This window comes from Dokdonia sp. R86516, assembly GCF_044596715.1.
In the GTDB taxonomy this organism is placed as follows: domain Bacteria; phylum Bacteroidota; class Bacteroidia; order Flavobacteriales; family Flavobacteriaceae; genus Dokdonia.
The window spans coordinates 1,205,959-1,226,672 of sequence record NZ_CP138998.1 but is presented as its reverse complement, the minus strand read 5'-3'; the positions used below and the strand labels follow the sequence as shown (position 1 = coordinate 1,226,672).

The 20,714-nt window shown below is 38.1% G+C and carries 19 protein-coding genes; 7 read left to right on the top strand and 12 right to left on the bottom strand.

The window, feature by feature from the left end; translation table 11 throughout:
• Positions 1-153: 153 nt before the first annotated feature.
• The 4 genes from SJY23_RS05650 to mfd are packed head-to-tail and all read right to left on the bottom strand — an operon-like array spanning position 154 to position 4,963.
• Positions 154-834 carry a DUF2490 domain-containing protein gene (locus SJY23_RS05650; RefSeq protein WP_396597778.1) on the bottom strand — a complete coding sequence of 227 codons (681 nt, stop codon included), beginning with the start codon at positions 832-834 and terminating at the stop codon, positions 154-156.
• Between the two features lie 2 nt (positions 835-836).
• The gene (locus SJY23_RS05645) at positions 837-1,379 is read right to left on the bottom strand and encodes a hypothetical protein (RefSeq protein ID WP_396597777.1); all 543 of its coding nucleotides are present in this window, start codon (positions 1,377-1,379) and stop codon (positions 837-839) included.
• A 46-nt stretch (positions 1,380-1,425) separates the two neighbouring features.
• A complete protein-coding gene (locus tag SJY23_RS05640) occupies positions 1,426-1,572 on the bottom strand; it encodes a hypothetical protein (protein WP_396597776.1) in 147 nt (48 codons plus the stop codon).
• Complete coding sequence (mfd, locus tag SJY23_RS05635; RefSeq protein ID WP_396597775.1) at positions 1,565-4,963, bottom strand: transcription-repair coupling factor; 3,399 nt, start codon at positions 4,961-4,963, stop codon at positions 1,565-1,567. Before mfd ends, SJY23_RS05640 begins: the two co-directional genes overlap by 8 nt.
• A gap of 185 nt (positions 4,964-5,148) precedes the next feature.
• On the opposite strand from mfd, the gene SJY23_RS05630 reads away from it, so the two are divergent.
• From SJY23_RS05630 to SJY23_RS05615, 4 genes are all read left to right on the top strand, one after another.
• Entirely contained in the window at positions 5,149-5,649 is a 501-nt protein-coding gene (locus SJY23_RS05630) for an RNA polymerase sigma factor (protein ID WP_035334941.1), read from the top strand.
• Between the two features lie 4 nt (positions 5,650-5,653).
• Entirely contained in the window at positions 5,654-6,262 is a 609-nt protein-coding gene (locus SJY23_RS05625; RefSeq protein WP_035334942.1) for a hypothetical protein, read from the top strand.
• A 126-nt stretch (positions 6,263-6,388) separates the two neighbouring features.
• Positions 6,389-6,823: a DoxX family protein gene (locus SJY23_RS05620; RefSeq protein ID WP_396597774.1), complete on the top strand. Its 435-nt coding sequence runs from the start codon at positions 6,389-6,391 to the stop codon at positions 6,821-6,823.
• Between the two features lie 124 nt (positions 6,824-6,947).
• A complete protein-coding gene (locus SJY23_RS05615; RefSeq protein WP_396597773.1) occupies positions 6,948-8,297 on the top strand; it encodes a dihydrolipoyl dehydrogenase family protein in 1,350 nt (449 codons plus the stop codon).
• On the opposite strand, the gene SJY23_RS05610 is transcribed toward SJY23_RS05615, so the two are convergent.
• The 3 genes from SJY23_RS05610 to pdeM all read right to left on the bottom strand — a co-directional run bounded on the left by SJY23_RS05610 (position 8,294) and on the right by pdeM (position 11,362).
• Positions 8,294-9,094 carry a tryptophan-rich sensory protein gene (locus tag SJY23_RS05610; protein ID WP_396597772.1) on the bottom strand — a complete coding sequence of 267 codons (801 nt, stop codon included), beginning with the start codon at positions 9,092-9,094 and terminating at the stop codon, positions 8,294-8,296. The genes SJY23_RS05615 and SJY23_RS05610 overlap by 4 nt on opposite strands.
• Positions 9,095-9,182: 88 nt before the next feature.
• Positions 9,183-10,610 (bottom strand): pyridoxal phosphate-dependent decarboxylase family protein, encoded by a 1,428-nt coding sequence (locus SJY23_RS05605; protein WP_396597771.1) that lies wholly within the window; start codon positions 10,608-10,610, stop codon positions 9,183-9,185.
• Positions 10,611-10,726: 116 nt separating this feature from the next.
• Positions 10,727-11,362: a ligase-associated DNA damage response endonuclease PdeM gene (gene pdeM, locus SJY23_RS05600; RefSeq protein ID WP_396597770.1), complete on the bottom strand. Its 636-nt coding sequence runs from the start codon at positions 11,360-11,362 to the stop codon at positions 10,727-10,729.
• Between the two features lie 56 nt (positions 11,363-11,418).
• Between pdeM and SJY23_RS05595 the strand changes: the two genes are divergently transcribed.
• On the top strand, positions 11,419-12,567 hold the full coding sequence (locus tag SJY23_RS05595; RefSeq protein WP_396597769.1) for a lycopene cyclase family protein: 1,149 nt from the start codon (positions 11,419-11,421) through the stop codon (positions 12,565-12,567).
• Between the two features lie 4 nt (positions 12,568-12,571).
• Here SJY23_RS05595 and SJY23_RS05590 read toward each other — a convergent pair whose 3' ends face one another.
• Together SJY23_RS05590 and SJY23_RS05585 are read right to left on the bottom strand one after the other, a co-directional pair.
• A complete protein-coding gene (locus SJY23_RS05590; RefSeq protein WP_396597768.1) occupies positions 12,572-13,249 on the bottom strand; it encodes a haloacid dehalogenase type II in 678 nt (225 codons plus the stop codon).
• A gap of 80 nt (positions 13,250-13,329) precedes the next feature.
• Positions 13,330-14,097, bottom strand: coding sequence for a TerB family tellurite resistance protein (locus SJY23_RS05585; protein ID WP_396597767.1), 768 nt, complete (start codon positions 14,095-14,097; stop codon positions 13,330-13,332).
• Between the two features lie 199 nt (positions 14,098-14,296).
• Between SJY23_RS05585 and SJY23_RS05580 the strand changes: the two genes are divergently transcribed.
• Both SJY23_RS05580 and SJY23_RS05575 read left to right on the top strand, forming a co-directional pair.
• Entirely contained in the window at positions 14,297-14,710 is a 414-nt protein-coding gene (locus SJY23_RS05580; protein ID WP_035334951.1) for a BrxA/BrxB family bacilliredoxin, read from the top strand.
• A gap of 202 nt (positions 14,711-14,912) precedes the next feature.
• Positions 14,913-15,572 carry an HD domain-containing protein gene (locus SJY23_RS05575; RefSeq protein WP_396597766.1) on the top strand — a complete coding sequence of 220 codons (660 nt, stop codon included), beginning with the start codon at positions 14,913-14,915 and terminating at the stop codon, positions 15,570-15,572.
• 86 nt (positions 15,573-15,658) lie between these two features.
• Here the strand turns inward: SJY23_RS05575 and SJY23_RS05570 are convergent, their stop codons facing one another.
• The 3 genes from SJY23_RS05570 to SJY23_RS05560 all read right to left on the bottom strand — a co-directional run bounded on the left by SJY23_RS05570 (position 15,659) and on the right by SJY23_RS05560 (position 20,515).
• Positions 15,659-17,956, bottom strand: coding sequence for a prolyl oligopeptidase family serine peptidase (locus SJY23_RS05570; protein WP_396597765.1), 2,298 nt, complete (start codon positions 17,954-17,956; stop codon positions 15,659-15,661).
• Between the two features lie 188 nt (positions 17,957-18,144).
• Positions 18,145-18,552 (bottom strand): hypothetical protein, encoded by a 408-nt coding sequence (locus tag SJY23_RS05565; protein WP_396597764.1) that lies wholly within the window; start codon positions 18,550-18,552, stop codon positions 18,145-18,147.
• A 235-nt stretch (positions 18,553-18,787) separates the two neighbouring features.
• Entirely contained in the window at positions 18,788-20,515 is a 1,728-nt protein-coding gene (locus SJY23_RS05560; RefSeq protein ID WP_396597763.1) for a helix-turn-helix domain-containing protein, read from the bottom strand.
• Between the last annotated feature and the right edge of the window lie 199 nt (positions 20,516-20,714).

Genomic DNA, 20,714 nt, shown 5'->3' with positions numbered 1-20,714 from the left:
ATTCTGTTGATCTTTTTCATCAATTAACATGGAGATATACCGTATGACTATTGACTTTACAAATCCTGGTAACACCTCTGGATATAATAGACTATGATCTTATTAATGAAAGTAAATATTATGTGTTACTTATGCTTTCGCGAAAGCGCAACCCTACAAACTCAAGTAATACCCCAGATTTATCCAGAATCTATGATTTGCAGTAGCTTTAAGAAATGAATCCATACGGTAGTCTACGCCAACCTCTAGTTTATTTGCATCGTTTACATAATACCCCAAAGTAGGCACAAACCTGACTTCCAGATCTGTTGCATCTCCTTGAATGGAATATACATACTCGTTCCCTAGTTTTAAATACACTTCTCCTGGGTCTATAAACTCACCATTGAGCGATATATCTGAAGATAATCTGTATCGCGCTCTAAACTCAACTTTTTGCCTAGCATTAAATGTTTGATCTGTACGGAAGCGATGCCCCAAACGGAAACCAAAATAAGGTACAGTAAATGAGTACTGTTGTATCGCACGGTGTATAAGGTCCTTATCACGAAAACGAGCTAAATATCCTATCCCCACTTTTGCATCTACTCCCACAGTGCGCGTGGCAACCGTGGTGACATCTAGTAATGAGTAAAATACATCTGTATCATTAGCACCCTTAAAATCGCCTTCACTTACTTCAAAACGTGGCGCAAATTCTATATTGATGTTCCACAGCGCATTGATTTTTGTGCCAATGTTCACTTCTGGAAGTATACCCACTTCATAAAGCGATTGCCCGTAAAGCAACGCGCTCGTAAAAAATATGAGGATAAATGATGAGAATTTAAACATACTCAAAAGCGTAGAATATTATCACGTCGTATGCTTATTTGAGACCTACTTATGAAGGCTCCTTTCTCGTTAAAAAGAACTTCATAACGCTTTGATTTTTTACCAGAATTACGTGTTTTTACAACGACCTCATAATGCGGAATGAGTGATGAGGCTACGAGCTTTTTTGCAGTTCTATTTATTATTTCTTTTACCGTATTATTATACTGCGCTTGTATTTTTTCTACCTTAAAATAATCAAATTCTTGCGCAAAATAGCTGGTTATCTCTTGTTTAGTGTCTTCTGGCACATCTCCTAAGCCAATGACAATTTCTACATCTTCTAGCACACCATCTGTTGTAAACTCTACACTGTGACGTTGTCCTTTGTATTTAAACTTTGCTTCAATACTAGCGCCATCATCACCTACTTCTTGTAACCATTTTATAGAACGATTTATCTTAAAGGTGGTAATAAAGTCTTTTGCTTTTTGCGGTACAAGCTCGGGTTTAATTCGGTATTCTCTTTCGGTTTTTACGGCATCTTGTGCTTGCGCACGACTCACTGATGTCAGTAGCAAGACACAGGTACACAATAAGAAAAAAGAATACTTAGTCCACACGATCTTCCTTTTTTGAGTTAAATAACCATCCCAAGGGTAACCAAATCACAAAGAACAGAAACTTCCCAGTTACTAAACCTATAATGGTAATAATTGCAGCGATTACCGCAAGCAAAGTTTTCCAAGATTTACTCATCACCTACTGAGGTCTTTTCGGTTACTTTTTGAGTACTCGCTGGCATTAATGGTCTTAATAAAGCGACAACGTCATTTACAGTTTTTGCATCGTCAGATTTTAAGAGAAGTCTAAGTCCTTTCGACAGTTTCTTTTCTTTGATGCTCACGCGGTATGCATTTTCTTGTACAAACTTAAGCACACGACCAAAGGTAGGACTCTGGTAAAAAGAGCTCTGCTGGTCTGCTATAAAGAAGCCTGTGAGTTTGCCATTTTTCATTACTACTTTCTCTAGGCCTATCTTAGTTGCTACCCACTTAATGCGCACAGAGTCCAGCAAGTCTTCGGCCTCATCTGGTAAGGGTCCAAAACGATCTACAAGTTTTGCCTCAAAGGCATCAAGCTGTTCTTCGGTTTTTACATTATTCAGCTCAGTGTAGAGACTAAGGCGCTCTGTAATGCTATTAACATAATCATCTGGGAAGAGAAGACTAAAGTCGGTATCAAGTACAGTGTCTTTTACGTATTCTCTTTCTTCTTTCGCGAAAGCGGGATCATCTTTATACAGCTCTGCAAACTCATCTTCTTTGAGTTCATCTATGGCCTCATTGAGGATTTTTTGATAGGTATCAAAACCTATTTCATTAATAAAGCCGCTCTGTTCTCCTCCTAATAAATCTCCTGCACCACGTATCTCAAGATCTTTCATCGCGATATTAAAACCGCTTCCTAGTACAGAAAACTGCTCTAGCGCCTGGATACGTTTTCTAGCATCCTCGGTCATTACAGAGTATGGCGGTGTGATAAAATAACAGAAGGCCTTTTTATTACTTCGTCCCACACGACCACGCATCTGGTGTAGGTCTGAGAGTCCAAAGTTATTTGCATTGTTTATAAAAATGGTATTTGCATTAGGTACATCAAGACCACTCTCTATAATGGTGGTTGAGACCAGTACATCAAACTCCCCATTCATAAACGAGAGCATTTTTGCCTCTAGGGCTTTACCTTCCATCTGGCCGTGACCTACGCCTACTTTTGCATCTGGCACAAGACGCTGTATGAGGCCAGCGACTTCCTTTATATTCTCTATACGATTATGAATAAAAAATACCTGCCCACCACGTTGTATCTCATACGAGACTGCATCTCGTATCACCTCTTCTGAGAAGCGCACAACATTACTTTCTATAGGGTAACGGTTAGGTGGTGGCGTGGTGATGGTACTAAGATCACGAGCCGCCATAAGTGAGAATTGTAAGGTGCGAGGTATAGGTGTTGCTGTGAGTGTAAGCGTGTCTACGGTCTCAGAGATAGTCTTGAGTTTATCTTTTACGGCTACGCCAAACTTTTGCTCTTCATCAATTACTAGGAGACCTAGGTCTTTAAAAATAACATTTTTACTAGTGAGCTGGTGCGTACCTATCACAATATCTACCGCACCACTCTCGAGGCCGGCGAGCACTTCTCTTTTTTCTTTGGCTGTACGGAAACGGTTGAGATACTCTACCGTCACAGGGAAACCTTTAAGGCGTTCTTTAAACGTACGTGCGTGTTGATAGGCAAGTATTGTAGTAGGAACCAGTATTGCTACCTGCTTACCGTTATCTACCGCCTTAAACGCGGCACGTATGGCAACTTCTGTTTTACCGAAACCTACATCACCACACACTAGTCTATCCATAGGGCGATCGCTCTCCATATCGCGTTTTACATCTTCTGTAACGCTGCTTTGATCTGGAGTGTCTTCATATATAAAACTGGCTTCTAGCTCGTGCTGCATATGGGTATCTGGCCCAAAGGCATATCCCTTTTGCAGGCGGCGTTTTGCATAGAGTTTTATAAGGTTAAAGGCTATATGTTTTACCTTAGATTTTGTTTTGGCTTTAAGCTTTTTCCAGGCTTGGCTTCCTAGTTTATATACTTGTGGCGGCTTACCGTCCTTACCGTTGTACTTGGTGATTTTATGTAGTGAGTGTATACTCAGGTATAAGATGTCACGCTCACCATAAATAAGCTTGATGGCTTCTTGCATTTTACCCTCAACGTCTATCTTTTTGAGTCCGCCAAATTTTCCTATACCGTGATCTATGTGCGTGACATAATCACCTACACTTAGGTTAGTAAGCTCCTTGAGCGTGATGGCTTGCTTTTTTGCATAGCCATTTTTGATATTAAACTTATGGTAGCGTTCAAAGATCTGGTGATCTGTATACACCACCATTTTTGTATCATTATCTACAAAACCTTGATAAAGTGATAGCACAATGGTTTCATAGGACGATACAATAGCATCTGCATCATCAAAAATGTCTTGAAAACGCTTTGCTTGCTGCTCACTACTACAGGTGATAATATTCTTATAACCACGAGCGTGGTTATCATTTAAGTTTTCTATAAGGAGGTTAAACTGCTTATTAAAAGATGGCTGTGGCGCCACATCAAAGGTGATGCTATGTTCTATCTCACCTACCTCTGCACTACTGCCTAAATCTATAGTGGTAAAAGAGTCAAGTTGTTCTTTTAGATTTTTACCGTGACAAAAAAGCTCTTCTGGTGAGTTGCGTTTTACCTCTTGTGAGAGGTTTTCAAAAGCTTCTTCGGCTTTAGAAAAGTTTTGATCTGTACGGTCGTATAGCAAGGACCTGTTTTTAATAAAAACGACTGTCTTTGCAGAGATGTATTTTAAGAAACTAGCTCTTGTTTCTTCTAATGCCTTGTTCTCCACATTAGGCATTATTGATATTTTCTTTACTTGGTCTAACGACAGCTGACTCTCAACATCAAAGGTTCTAATACTATCTACCTCATCGCCAAAAAACTCTATACGATACGGCCTGTCGTGCGAAAATGAAAATACATCTACAATACCTCCACGCACCGAAAACTCACCCGGCTCTGTTACAAAATCTACTCTTTTAAAACGATACTCAAAGAGCATCTCATTTATAAAATCTAGCGATAACTTATCATTTACAGTAACCTTGAGCGTTTGTCTATCTAGCTCCTTACGTGTCACTACTTTTTCAAATAACGCATCTGGATACGTCACGATGAGAGCTGGCTTTTTACGTGAGTTTACACGATTAAGCACCTCCGCACGCAACAAGATATTTGCATTATCTGTCTCCTCAATCTGGTAAGGACGCCTGTAACTGCCAGGGTAAAAGAGTACGTTTTCTTCCTTGCGCAAGGCTTCAAGATCATTGAGATAGTAAGCCGCTTCTTCCTTATCATTAAGAATTAACAATACAGGGCGCTCTTGGCCTTCAAAAAGCTGACTTACAGCAAAAGATAATGACGATCCCGTGAGACCTTTTGCTTGTATACGTTGAGAATGGGCAATAGCTTCCCCTAGTTTCTGCAGTGGCAGAGACTGTGCAAAGTGCTGTGAGAGTTCTGATTTACTCAAGAAATAAGATTTTTTACAAAGATAGTCTTGAGTACGCTTTCGCGAAAGCTTAAAAAGTAAATGGTTTCTTAAATTAAACAAACGTTTTGAACAGAGTAAATAAAATAAATTAAATTATTTTTCTCTAATTGTGATTTATTGAAATTTCCTGCGAATAATAAGGTATACCCAAAATACGAAACAGCTTGAATAAGCAAATTACATTTATTGACATTGTCAAAAGGCACAGAGGCATTTTATATAAAGTGATCACAATGTACTGTACAAACGATGATGATAAAAAAGACTTAGAACAAGAGATTCTCATCCAGATTTGGAAATCTTTAAGCTCTTATAATGATAGCTATGCAATAACCACGTGGTTGTATAGAATCTCAATGAATGTTGCTATCTCACATTATCGTAAAACGTTCAAGAAAAAAAGTAACACTGTACGACTAGATACAAGTTTACTTGAATTCACTCCAGCTCCTGAGACTAGTGAAGGGAGTTATGAGCAGGAGCGTTTAAGAAAATTGCTAGCTGGTCTCAATGAATTTGATAAAGCCTTAATGTTTTTATATCTGGAGGATAAAGACTATGAGGTCATTGCAGATATTTTAGGTATTACAAAAACAAATGTAGCGACTAAGATTAGTCGTATTAAAAACCGATGGAAGCAGGAGCTTTCATCTGCTAAAAACTAATATTATGAATATAGACGATATAAAAAATATTTGGAAAGAGGATATGAACCAATTGGAGGCTCGTGTACAATTCAATGAAAATAAAATCAAACAACTTGAACTTAACAAATCTCAGAGTAGCTTTAATAAGTTTTTAAACATATCGCTCGCAGGAAAAAATATGGCTCTCATTTATGCGATAGCTTCACTGTTTCTTATGTACAAATTATGGGGGAGTGCTTTTTATGTAGGAATTGTAAGCATTGGTGCAGCAGCAATGATTTTCTCATACATACAACACAGTCCTCTCAAAAAATTAAATATTGAGAGTCTAAGTATAATTGCACTTCAAAAGGAGGTAAGTAAATTTAGAATTCACACTGCAAAGACCGCTATTTATGACCTATCAATAGTGGGTATATGGATGGCTACCGTAGGAGTGGGCTTTTATGCGTGGACTTCTGGAGGTAATCACACCCTTAATCTCGCAAAGGGAATATGGATTAGTGTTGCAATCCTTACTTGGTTCATTGTCGCTTATTTTGGAAGCAAATTCATTTATAAAGACATAGATGAAAAATTAAAAGAAAGTGAAAATATTCTTGCCAATCTGTCTAAGTACGAAACGAGCTAGTGTACTTGAACATATGCTAAAACCCAATACTGACTAGTATTGGGTTTTTTGCTTTCGCGAAAGCGCTATTTACTTTTTACCATTTTCATAACATTACACCTCTCTTCTATTTTCTACTTTTAAAGTATGAAACATTGGACAGATCATCAGCTAGCATTTGTAATCGCGCGTATTACCATAGGAATCAACTTCTTATTGCACGGGGTAGTGCGACTTCCTAAAATGGAAGGCTTTGCTAGCGGACTATCAAAAGGTTTTGAGGGAACAATGTTACCACCCGCTCTGGTGGAGCCTATCGCTTTTGGACTACCTATTGTGGAGCTTGTACTGGGCATCTTATTAATTATAGGGTTTAAAACACGTATTGCCGCAGCACTAAGTTTTGTATTAATCACATTATTAATGGCGGGAACTTCTTTTAAGGAAGACTGGGATCTGGTAGGCTCGCAAATGATTTATGTGATTTTCTTCTTCATCTTTATTAAAAATTTACGTCACAATACGTTTGCCATAGACGGCACTGCTAAAACGGTAGTAGACGGATTTTCAAACCAGCAGTAATAACATTTTTTACAGATTTTATAAGAGTTGTGAGTACGCTTTCGCGAAAGCGTGATTAAGATTTTACAATTTCCATAACACCCAAAGGCAGATTACCGCACTACCTTTATAAAAAAAAGAAGGTATGGGATTTGAACATTATGACGTTTTTGTAATAGGATCGGGCAGCGCAGGTAGACAGGTGGCAACACGTTGTGCTAAAGAAGGAATGAAAGTAGCCATTGCAGATAATCGTGAGTATGGCGGCACCTGCGCAAATAGAGGTTGTGACCCCAAAAAAGTACTCCTTAACGCCAGTGAAATCATTGCTAGAACAAGCGATATGGCAGCGGTAGGCGTGACCGAAATCCCAAAAATAGACTGGCAAGCGCTTCAAAAATTTAAAGAAAAGTTTGTCTCTGCAATGCCCATAAAAACCGAAGAATCGCTAGATAAACTAGGGATTACAATGTACCACCAGTCGCCTCAATTTATAGAGGAAGGTCTTCTAAGCGTTGAGGGTAAAAAAGTAACGGTAGATAAGGTCGTTATTGCCTCTGGTCTTATCCCTAGACCGCTACACTTTGAAGGTGCTGAGTTGTTTAAAACCTCAGACGATTTTCTTGAATTACCAGCCCTGCCAGAGAGCATTATCTTTGTGGGTGGAGGTTATATCGCTATGGAGTTTGCTCATATCGCGGCACGCTGTGGTGTAGATGTAACAATTATAGAACGTGGGGAGCGTGTTTTAAAAATGTTTGATGCTAGTATCACGGGTCTCTTAGAAGAAGAGTCTAAAAAAATAGGAATCAACTTTATTTTTAATGCAGATGTTATCCGCGCCGAAATGCTTCAAAAAAATACACGCGTTTTTTATACACGTGATGGCGAAGAGCAGAGCGTAAAAGCCGAAATGGTTTTTAATACCTCTGGACGTGTACCCTCTGTAGATATGCTTGCGCTTGACAAAGGAAATGTAGCAACTACCCCTAGAGGTATTAAGGTAAATGAGTATTTACAAAGCACTACTAACCCTAATGTATATGCCTGTGGTGATGTAGCAGACTCTGGTTCTCTGCCACTCACACCACTGTCTAGTAAGGAAGGTAGACACGTAGGTGTACAGCTGGCTACTGGAACACATACCAAATATAATTTTCCAGCAATACCGACAGCAGTCTATACAACACCACAGCTAGCAATGGTAGGACTCACAGAAGACGAAGCAAAAGAGCAAGGCATTTCTTATAAAGTATTAAGTGAGCACGTTCCAGACTGGTTTAGTGTAAAGAGATTAAACTCAAAGAACTATTGCTACAAAACGCTTAAGGGTGAAAATGATGAGATACTTGGCGCTGAGATTCTAGCGCCAGAGGCGAGTGAGATGATCAACTTATTTGCAATGGCAATACAGCAAAAGTTAACCTGTACACAGTTTAGAGAGACGATTTTTGCATATCCTACATTTGCAAGTGATATGCAGAGTATGGTTTAATTATCAAGAAACCGTTCCTTGAATTTTAAATGAGGAGCGGTTTCCTTATTCTTAAAAGCGTGTAGCATAGTAATTATTACTAATACTACTGCTCCTAGTAAAGCGTAGTAAGCGATGCTCTCATATTGATCTTTATGTCTTATGAATATCGCTACAAGTGCCCACACAGCAACCAGCGCAAACTCTCTCATATTACGTAACCATACCATAAGTACATTTATAAGTACAGCCACAGTAATCATTACCATAGTCCACACAACCTCGTTAAGCTCTGTACCCTTTAGGTCTATACTAGAAAAGAAAGCAGAGAAGTTTGCAATAGTAGCAACGGCTATCCACCCAGAATAAATACAAATAGGCCACCACACAAGTCCAATGACCTCAATGGGAGCATCCCAACGTTCCATATTAGTGCGCCAGATTACGAGTAATAAGCTCGATAAAATTCCTAGCATAATAAGTACAGATAATCCTATATAATCATACGTAAATGCAACCACCCAAGCTGCGTTAAGAAAATTTGCAATGGCAAACCACCAGCCGGTCTGTATAATAAACGGTGATTCTTTCTTACTAAAAAAGGCACGACGTATTTGAAAAAGCGAATATCCTATGAGCATTAAGAAAATCACCCCCCAGATAGAAAATGCATATCCTGCTGGAGTAAATAAGTTCTCATACTTATCTGAAGCTTCACCTATCGTAGTATTATTCCAGCGCTGGGCTTGTGAAAGTCCGTTTACTGCGAGGACTAATAACACAGAAAGAAAATTAACAATCGCATAGGTCTTTTTCATAATCACTGATTTTTAGTAAAGTTACATAGGCTACTATGTTCAAACACCCCTAGCTACTGCTAAAATATTCACAAAACCGAAGCTTTCCTTATCCTAAGATCTCATCTGCAAATTTTTCGCAAAGTGCTAGAGTATCTTTTACATCGTCAAAAGTAGTACGTGGATTAATCAAACACATACGAAGCACTACTTGCTTATTGAGAATTGTAGTTACAAGTTGAGCCTCTCGAGATGCCGTCACCATCCCAGAAATTTTCTGATTAAGTTCATCTAATTTCTTCTCTGAAAAATCAGTACCTAAAGGATTATATCTAAAATTAATAATCGCTAGCGTAGCTGGTGATACAATCTCCCATTTTTTACTTTTACGAAGTAGCTTCTCGGTCTTTTCGGCTATTTTGATGTTATATGTGATAGCGTTTCTAAATCCTTCTAGGCCAAATGTTTTTAAAGACATATAGAATTTAAGTGCTCTAAAACGTCTTGTAAGCTGGACACCGTGATCATAAAAGTTAATCTCAGATTCATTGCCTTCTATATCTCTTAAATACTCTGGCTTCTCAAGAAAGGTACTTTTCAAGTATTTGTGATTGCGTATTAATAAACAACCCATCTCGTAAGGTTGGAAGAACCACTTGTGCGGATCTACAGTGAGAGAATCTGCTTTAGAAATTCCTTTTAAAAGTTCTTTGCCATTTTTTGCAAGAATTGCTGCTCCTCCGTATGCTCCATCTATGTGAAACCACAGTTTCTCTTCTTTACAGATTTTTGAAATTTCAGTAAGAGGATCTACTGTTCCCGTATTTGTAGTTCCTGCAGTAGCAATTACACAAAACGGATTGTAACCTTCCAGTCTATCACGAGCAATAGCACTACGAAGTTTTATAGTAGAAAATTTAAATTCTGAATCTGTTGGTATTAATCGTATTTGATCTTTTGTAAAACCTACGATACGTAGCGCCTTAATATTTGAAGAGTGCGCTTGATCTGAAAGATAAATGACTGCATTTGCAAAGTCTTCTCCGCACATCACGCGACGAGCAGTAACAATGGCAGTAAGGTTTGCCATAGATCCACCACTGGTAAAGAGACCTCCTCCTTTTTTTACTGGTAATCCAAAGATTTTAAGCAACCAACTTATCGTTACGATCTCAAGCTCTGCTGCTGGTGGTGACTGTGACCATCCGCCAGAAAATATATTAAAACCTGTAGCTAGTGTGTCAGACATTGCACTCACGTAGTTACTTGGTCCGGGAACAAATGAAAATGACTTAGGATGTGTAATGATTGCACTTTGCTTCATCACCTTCTCTATCACAAACTCCAGCACTTCTTGTGGATCTGAAGCTTTTTCTGGTGCTTCTTCTAGAAACAAGGAATCCATTTCCTCTCGTGTTCCAGAAGCTAAAGGAAACTTACTGTTTTGAGTTTCAAAATGTTCTACTACAGCATCTACTATACGATATCCGTATGCTGTCATTTCTTCTTTTGAAAGTTCTAATTTATCTCTATCCATCACCTGTTGTATTAAGGCTGCAAAGTTAGACTATTGCTCAGACCATTAAAAATGTGTGCCATAGTAATTAGAAATAAGATCCTAATTAATAGTACTTCTATAAGATAGCTAATAAACTATAATTCAATTAAGATAACTTCCTCCGGAGTTAGCACAAATACCTCATCACCTTCTTCTGGTTCTAATAAATAATTACCCGTAAAAGTGCCAAAAGCTGGCAATATGAGCTGACTTTTTTTCTTGAAAAAGCAGGGCATTTTTAGCGCTTGTCTTCCCATACCTTGTAGTCGAACTCCAGGATGAATGTGACCACAAAAATTATATTGTCCATCTCGTTCTTCGGGATGGTGTGTGAGTAAAAATTGATTGATATGTCGTTCCTCGTAGATGGTGATGCCCAGTTTTTCAAATCGCAACGGAGAGATGATATCATGATTTCCAATCACCAGTGTGAATCTTACAGTTTGATCGCTTATCCATTTTTCAAAATAAGCCCACTCTATATTAAGGTCAGAATGAAATAAGTCTCCTAGAAAGCAAACCTCCTTAGGGTTGTAACAAGCAATTGCTCTATCTAACTGTTCAAAATTAGTTTGTATCGCCTCTTGAGGAACGGCACTACCATGTTTTCTAAAATGAGCTACTTTCCCAAAATGTACATCGGCGATGAGTAATATATCTTGCTCCTGCCAATACATTGCGCCAGTAGGATGTAGTAAAAATGTATTATTAAAAATTGTAGTTTGAGTCACATGGTAAAGTTACAAATGACACTACTTCTTTTACAACTTCCGCGTATCTTTATCATGTGCAAAATCAATACGACTATATTATTCTAGGTGCTGGTCTTTCTGGACTAACTACAGCGCTTCGTATGTCAAGAGACCCCTTTTTTAAAAATGCGTCTATTGCTATCATCGATCAAGATCTCCATAAAAAAAATGATCGCACTTGGTGTTTTTGGGAGACTACTCCAGATCTGTTTGAAAGCGTCGTTTCTTACTCTTGGCCTTCGGTATTAATTAAAGGAAATAAACAAAGTACGACCATAGACATATCTCCATATACCTACAAAAAGGTGGAGAGTGAGCAATTGTACGCTTTCGCGAAAGCGGAATTATCGCAACATAGCAATATCACGTTTATACAAGGTGAAGTAACACATATCACCGAAAAAGAAAACGGAGCAATTGCAAAAACTATTGATCACGAATATCATGCTGCCACAATTTTAAATAGCATTTACAAGCCAGAGCAGCTAGAAAATCAACAAGAAGCTGTGGTATTACAACAACACTTCGTAGGCTGGTTTGTAAAGACTGACAAGGCTGTTTTTAACCCTAAAGTAGCAACGTACATGGATTTTAGCGTAGCTCAAAAAGGTAATTGCAGATTTATGTATGTACTTCCTACTTCGCCTCACGAAGCTCTTGTAGAGTACACACTGTTTTCTAAAGATTTACTCCCAAAGGAAGAATACGAAAAAGCTATAAAAGATTATTTAAATAATCTTGGAGTGACAGATTATGAAATCACAGATCGAGAGCTAGGGAGTATCCCTATGACCACTTATAACTTTGCTCAACATAATAGCAAGCATGTGCTACATATAGGTACTGCAGGCGGGTGGACAAAAGCGAGTACAGGATATACGTTTAAGCATACCTTAAAAAAATCGGCGGCGCTTATTGACTTTTTAAAAAGTGGTAAACCTTTAAAAAACTATAGCCTTAAAAACCGTTGGACTTTTTATGATGGCGTATTACTTGAAGTGCTTGCTGCGCACAATGAACGTGGTGCAGAGATTTTTACACGCATGTTTAAAAAAGGAAAAGCCGCACACATCTTTAGATTTCTAGATGAAGAATCTTCATTAAAAGACGAGCTTGAAGTTATTTTAAGTGCGCCTAAAATTCCTTTTATAAAAGGAGCATTTAAGGTGTTATTTAAAAAGTAGTAGCTTATTTATTTGAGAAGATGTCTACCAGACCATCGAGTGTATCAACAATATAATCGGGCTTTTGAGCTAGTGGATACATTTGTTTACCTGGCCTGCTTATAAACGTAGTTTGCATTCCTGCCTTTTTTGCACCAGTAATATCCCAACCGTGAGCAGCAATCATCATAGCATCCTTTGCATCTACATTCAATTTTGAAAGTGCCCAACTATAAACTTCTAAGCTAGGTTTAAAAGCTCCTACAGTCTCGCAACTTAGCAAGGTGTCAAAGTTATCTTTTATTTCAGCATATGTTAACTTCTCGGCTAGTCCAGAAATTGATGAATTTGTGAGCGCAACGAGCTTGAAGCCTTGATCCCTGAGCGCCTCTAGTGCTTGTTTTACTTCTTTATAAGGCGTCAAACTTTTGAAGGGTTTAATTACCGCATTTTCGGCTTGCTCTTTTGTGATGGTTATGTCATTACCTGCGGCTACCATTTGCAATGCTGCGACACCTATCTCGCTAAAATCTTTATAATCTCCTGTTACGTTTTCAACTAGTGAGTAATGTAATAACGTGCTGAACCATAATGGTACAAGCTCCTCCCTCCCATTTAAAGCAGTAGTGACACTCTTCTTCAAAGCTGTAAGCTCTAAAAGAGTCTCGTTAACATCAAAAAATAATACGGAAGGCGTCTTCATAACGTTGTTTTGTTACAAAGTTACTAAGCGCTATACACAATGTATCTTAAAGAAATAGTAAGGTTATACTAAGAAAGACGTTAAATACCTCGTTCTTTTTGAATCTGCTCGTATGCTTCTTGCACGTTTCTAAACTTCTCCTCGGCACCTTTTCGGTAGGCTTCATCCATGTCCATAAGTTTATCTGGATGATATTTTTTGGCCATGGTTCTAAAGGCTTTCTTCACCTCATCATTGGTGGCAGACTTATCTATCTCTAGTATTTTATACGCACTATCTGCTTTCTTAACAAACATGTTTTTAATACTCTCAAAATCCTGATGGTTGATTCTAAAATATCCTGCAATAGTCCCCAGTACATTTACTTCTGGCTGACTTATTTGCCCATCTGCTCCTGCGATACCAAATAAGAAGTGCAAAATCTGTAATCTAACCTCATAACGCGTTCTAGCATTAAGGTATGTACATATCTTTGATGCCGAAATCTCACGATTTTTAATTACATCATTAAAAGTTCTAAAGGTTGCATTTGCACGCTCCTTTCCATACGCTCTTACAAAGTATGCTCTAGCATAGTCTAGTTCTGTCTGGCTTATTTTTCCATCTGCCTTAATCACAATAGATGCTAGTGAAAGCAAGTTAAGTTCAAAATCACCAGGTGAGACATTCTGCTGTGTGGCTTGCTCAAAAACATCCTTAAAGCGTTGGCCACGAGACCCACCCTTAGATGCTCCCTTATTTGTACTCATCATCATGTCTATCACATTGCCGATAATGTAGCCTATTAAAGCTCCAAAAAATCCACGTCCCAAAAACCAACCTACTACGGCTCCTATATATTTAATCATAAGTAATTCTCAATCTTTTAGAACTGCAAATCTACGAGTTCTTAAGATTAGACGAGGGCTCATATCCTTTGTTACGCTTTTGTGTCATACTTACAGCTTGTTATAAAAGCGATAGGAAATTATAGTAAGAATCTGACATATTTTCCGTCATACAAAGGAGGAACACTTTTTGTACCTTTGTTATCAAAATATATTGATTATGTATCCACCAGATTTAGTAAAACCTATGCGTGAAGACCTTACCAGAAATGGCTTCACAGAATTACATACAACAGACGACGTACACGCTGCAATGAAAAAAGAAGGAACGACCCTTATGGTTGTAAACTCTGTTTGTGGTTGTGCTGCTCGTAACGCACGCCCAGCTGCTGTACATGCTACAGTAAACGGGAAGACGCCAGATAACTTATTTACTGTGTTTGCAGGAGTAGACGGCGAGGCAACAGATCTTGCACGTTCTTTTATGGTACCATTTCCTCCATCAAGCCCTTCTATGGCGCTTTTTAAAGATGGCGAGTTAGTACATATGTTAGAGCGTCACCACATTGAGGGAAGACCTGCAGAAATGATTGCAGAAAACCTTATGGATGCTTTTAACGAGCACGTAGAGTAATCTGCAAACTTTAGTCGCTAGACGGCAATAAAAATAAGCCACTCTTTTTAGGGTGGTTTTTTTATGCGTATGCATTTTGTTTTCAGTGCGCTTTCGCGAAAAAGTAACATTTCAAACTACATGGTTTTGCCATAAGTAACCTTGTAGGTCTGAAACAAACTGCCGACATTTGAGATTATAATCTATTCTACCTCTTCTGAAGATGACACAAGAACACCAAGAACTCATAGACAACACCATCACCTTTGTAAAAACCACCCTTGCAAATGCCGAAGGTGGTCATGACTGGTTTCATATAGAACGGGTGTATAAAAGCGCCGTAAAGATAGCTCAAGGAGAAAAGGTAGATCCTCTCGTTGTAGCGCTTGGCGCGTTATTACATGACATTGCAGATTCGAAATTTTTTAATGGTGATGAAACTATTGCTCCTAAAATGGCAACAGAGTTTTTGTTAAACCAAAACTGTGATAGTACCGTAATTGAACATGTTGTACAAATCATTAAAAACATATCCTTTAAAGGCGGAAATAAAGCGCAAGCGTTTACATCGCCAGAGCTAGATGTTGTACAAGATGCAGATAGACTAGACGCAATAGGAGCCATAGGGATTGCACGCACCTTTAACTACGGAGGGTTTAAAAATAGAAAACTCTACGATCCAGCAATAGCACCTCAGCTAGCTATGACAGTAGAGGAGTATAAAAAAAGTACCGCTCCTACCATCAATCACTTTTATGAAAAGCTATTGTTATTAAAAGATAGAATGAATACTAAAACAGGTAAGAAGATGGCAGAAAAACGCCACCAATATATGGAAGGCTTCCTAGCCCAATTTTATGCCGAGTGGGAAGGTTTAAAATAGGAAATTATACCTCATTAAAAACCCTGAATGTCAAATGACATTCAGGGTTTTTTTATTCAAATTTTCGCAAAAGCGTACATTGTAATCTACTTTTTAAGAGTAACAACTTCTTCTTGTTTTAAGTGCTCTGCAAAAAAGCCCATCATTGCTTTATACAACTCCAACGTGTTTTCTTCTTTCCCAAAACCGTGACCTTCATCATACTTTACCATGTATGGCACCTCGACTCCGCGAGCTCTTAATTGCTCAACAATTTGGTCTGCCTCGTCTATATTTACTCGAGGATCATTTGCTCCTTGTACCACAAATAGTGGCTTTACAATCTTGTCTACATGAAGAGCTGGAGAAATCTCATCCATGATTTTCTTCTCCTCTGGCTTGTTTGGATTGTACCAGATGGTATGTAACATATCACGGTACTTCTCCCAGTACGCCGGGATAGTTTCCATAAAGGTATGTAAGTTACTCACACCCACATAATCTACACCACAAGCATATTTTTCTGGTGTTTTGGTCATTCCGCGTAGCACGGCATATCCACCGTGACTTGCACCATAAATGGCAACTTTATCTTTGTCAATCTGTCCGAGGGAAATTGCATAATCTACACCATCTTCTACATCATCCATCGCTTTACGACCTATTTGTCCAAAACCAGAGGTGTAAAATTCTTTACCATATCCACCAGAAATTCTAAAGTTTACGGCTAGCGTAGCATATCCACGGCTAGCAAATAATTGTGCTTCTGGGTTAAAACCCCAGCTATCACGTATCCCTTGCGGTCCTCCATGCGGATTTACAATCATAGGTACTTTTTGACCTTCTTTTACCCCATTAGGCATGGTAAGATACCCGTGTAAAGTAATCCCATCACGACTCTTAAAACTGATAGGAGTCATTGCAGCCATATCTTGCTCCTCAAGCTGAGGAAGAATTTTATACAGCAACGTTACCGTATCCTCCTCCACATCATAGAGGTGATACTCGCCTATAATGCGATCGCTCGTTACCACAACCATCATTTTACTTTCATCATCTGTGCGTCCTACTACATAAAAATCTTTCTCGCCAAAATCTTTCTGCAAACGCTCTTGTACCTTTTTATAGGTATCACTTACAGGTACGATAACCGCTTTCTCACCATTGTGCGAAAAATAATCAATCTCGTAGTTACGCTTTCGCGAAAGCGTAATTCCGCTCACGTCATACGTCTCATCCTTGTACATGGTTGCCAGCACCTTATTTGCTCGCAAATCATAACGCTGAATCTCGATTTTATCTGTCTCAAGATTAGAAATCACATAAGCCGCATCTGGATTATCTGAAGCATAATCAAAACGACTGATACCGAAAGTTTCTCCAAAAGGGACTTCCATTATTTTTACAAACTCACCATCAATATTGTAAAGCAACTCCATGTCTACGCCATTGATAATTCTTGAGATTGCACGTAGGTTTCCATGCTTGTCAAAATCGTATCCTGCTACCGGTGCATCTCCCTCATGTACGGTGTACAGCTTCTCAATAGCACCCGTGTTGATGTTTAATTTATAAGGCTCCTCTTGTGCAGGGTTATCCTTATTCATCTGCACGATAACGTGATCCTTGTCTTCTTTAAGAACGGCTAGTACAGCTACGCGCACCTCATCAAAAGGTGTTAACTCTTCATTACCACTGCCGTCTAGATTTACTCCAAAGAGATGGTAATTTTCATTACCGCCTTTATCTTGTGAGTACACAATGCGATCTTCGCTCGCCCAGAAGTAGCTACGTATTAAATCTTCTTGCTGTTCTACAAGCTTGATTTCTTTTTGAGTAGTCGTATTTTTTAGAAAAAGATCTCTTTTTCCATCTTCTCTACGCTTCATGTACGACAAGTACTTTCCATCTGGTGAAAGTTTAAAAGCATACGCCTCTGGCGTCTGGAAGTAATCTTCTACTTTATATTTAAAATCTCCATCTTCTTGTGTAATGAGTTTTGCAAGTGCAGCGCTTGATGATGGTAATGATGTATTTCCTGGGAGTGTTTTTTCTGTTTTCATTAATTGTAATGGATAGTCAGTACCTAGCTGAGTGTAGGTTCCTGAGATGTTATCATTTGATATAGTCCCAAGATACCTCATTTTTAGTTTTGCACTTGTTATAGAAATCTTATTTTCTTCAAGTGTGGCGCTATCCATAGCTATTCCAGACGCTCCTTGCATAGGTACATCCATAGTAACCGTAAGATTGCCATCTATAGTTTGAAAATTAAAAATAAGTTCAATTTCAACTCCTTGAGCAGTTATAGTCCCTGCATAAGATCCAGTGAGTTGTTGTGCAACTACTTGCTGTGCACAAATGACTATTAAGAGACTGATGATATACTTTATTATTGAGGTCATAATGATTGATTTTAGTAATTAGAAATATGAATAAGGAATAGTATCGCTAAGCCTGTGAGGACTCCTATAGCGAGTTTGCCCATTTGTGCAAACCGCTCTGCATTCATTGTTGGTTTCATAATTGTTTGTTTTGATGATTGATTTTCTTTAATTGAATGATCTCTTAAGCGTGTTATCGCCAACATTAATTATTGTATTACTCCATTTTTTATAGTGATGGTTTCGTGCTTATCTACACCTACAAATTCTAGTTTAAGAAGGTCAACTTCTTCGTAACCTTCTACTTCTTCTAGTAGTGCAAGATTGAGACGCGCTACTTCCTTATACAAATTATCGTAAGTACAATTTTTGAGTTCGTATTCGGCTGTTTCCTTAGATACACCATCTTCTTTGCTAAAGTGGATTCCCTTTGTATAGATAAAAGAAGTTACAGACTCGCACTCGCAGTGATCTAGAAGCACTGCTTGAATTGCGTCAGATTTATCTGCACTTAAAGCATCTTTTACTCCGCTTATCGCTCCTGCGATAAATACCCCTGCAAATAATCCAACAACTAGTAAGAGTATATACTTAATTACTTTTTTAAATGATGTCATAATTTTCGGTTTTTAGAATTGATATGTGATTGATTTCTAAAACCAAAGATGTGTTAAGATTGACCTATTTAAAAGAGTAACCGCCCGATTTTAGGAAAATTAGGGCAGTCTATAATCGCCGTAAAGTACTGCTATTACTAGTTAAAATGGATATATATACGCTTTCGCGAAGGCAAAAAAAACCTCACCCCAATTTTATAAATTTAGGGTTTGATTATAATCAAAAAGTGAAATTTTAAGATGCCTCGTTGAGCTTTTTAATGTAGAATGAAGGAAGAAGTCCTGTATCCTTTTTGAAGTACTTTGTAAACGAATCTGCACTTTTATAACCCAATTCTGTAGCTATCGAACTAATGGTATAATTACGGAATTTTGAATCTTGCTTCAATCTTTTGATAGCATAATTAATGCGCAAGTCATTTATATATGTACTAAAATTTTTACCAAAATGCGCATTAATCACCTTAGAAAGATAAGTGGTATTTGTTTTGATACGCTTTGCCACATTAGGAGCGCTACATGCTGGATGTAAGAAATAGTGTTGCTCCTCCAGTTTTTTAAGACCGTCTAGTATGAGCTGTGTGGTCTCTGGATTTACATCTGAGGTAGTTTGTTCTTCTAGCACCTCATCCTTAGTGTCAATAATATTTTCAGACTCCTTTGCCGCCGAAACTTTAGCCTCAAGAATATTGAATTTGTCCTCATTTTCTTTTCTCTTTTTATTGCTGCGAAAGAGACCATAAACAAGTACGAGAATAATAAGTGCTCCAGCTATACCTCCATACAGAAGTAGGTTCTCCTTTTGAGATTTTTGCTTTGAAAGTTCAATAAGCTCTTTTTGAAATTCTTTAATTTCCTGTTTCCTAAAAGAGTTTGAAAGTCCGCTTCTCAGGTCATTAGATTTGCTAGTGGTATTGAGGTGCTTCTCAAGAAAATAGTTTGCGCTATCTACCATACCAACGTTTTTATAAGCCTTAGCAAGTGTTTTATAATAGTCTGCCATAAACTTCTCCTCTGCAGGAGTAACCCTATAGGTTTTCAACCCTTTATTTAAGACGTTAATTGCTTCTTTGTATTTTTTATTACCCAGATATATCGCTCCCTTAGTATTACTCCATCTCAAACTATCTAAGGCAGACTTTGGACGGCAGTATTCTGTTGATTTCTTGAGATAAATACTTGCTTCATCAAAATTGTTTTTATCTACTAGTGTATTTGCTTTAAGTTCAAAAGCGGTACTTATGTAACAACTATCTACAGGTAAAAAAATAATTTCTTCCGCTCGATTTATATATAGCAATGTAGAGTCTAAGCGACGCGCATTACGATGAGCCATGGCAATATTAAGATTAAAAGATATTTTGAGTTCGCGTCTTGTAATAATCTTCTTGTCTATTCTAATATTCTCGTCAGATACGCTGCGCAGTCCTCTTCTTAATATTTCTATGGCACCGTCATAATCTTCCATGTTGCCTTTTATCCAGCCCAGGGTATTAGTAATACCAAATGCTGTTGCATAATCCTCTTCTTGATACGCTAGCTCTAATGCTTTGTAATAAGAATCTATGCTTTTGGTAATTAGAAAGTTTGAATCATAAACAACCGCTTTAGTAACATGAGCTCTAAGTGCAATTTCGTTAAGCTCATTAGCCTCTGCAATAGTAATGGCTGTGTCTAATGCTGCAATACTCTCTTCTACCTCTCCCTTAATCCCAATGAGAAAACCATATCGACCATACCCAAAACTAATTTCTTCTTGATTATTTTCTATAATCGCTCGGTTTTTATGGTACTTAGTAACCTCTATCGCGCGCAGAGTATCCTTTTTATCCTTCAACTCGGTTAGTATAACCTCTCTCAACTCATCATAACTAGTGGTAGCAAGAGTGTCCTGCTGCGCAATAGACGCGGAAGCACTAAGAGTAAGTACAAAAGAAAATAGAAGGTGCAAAGACTTAGTCATATGGTATGAGTGTAACAAGGCTTAACAATGTTACAACATCTCAAATATAAGTAAAGCTTAGGGTATCCATTTACACAAACCGAACTACCACTTATCTGTTTCAAAAAGGCATGCTTATTCTACAAAAACCTCATGCCTTAAAGAGCAGATCTGACAACCACTTAAAATCTCTTTTTAGTTTCCGCTTTCGCGAAAGCGC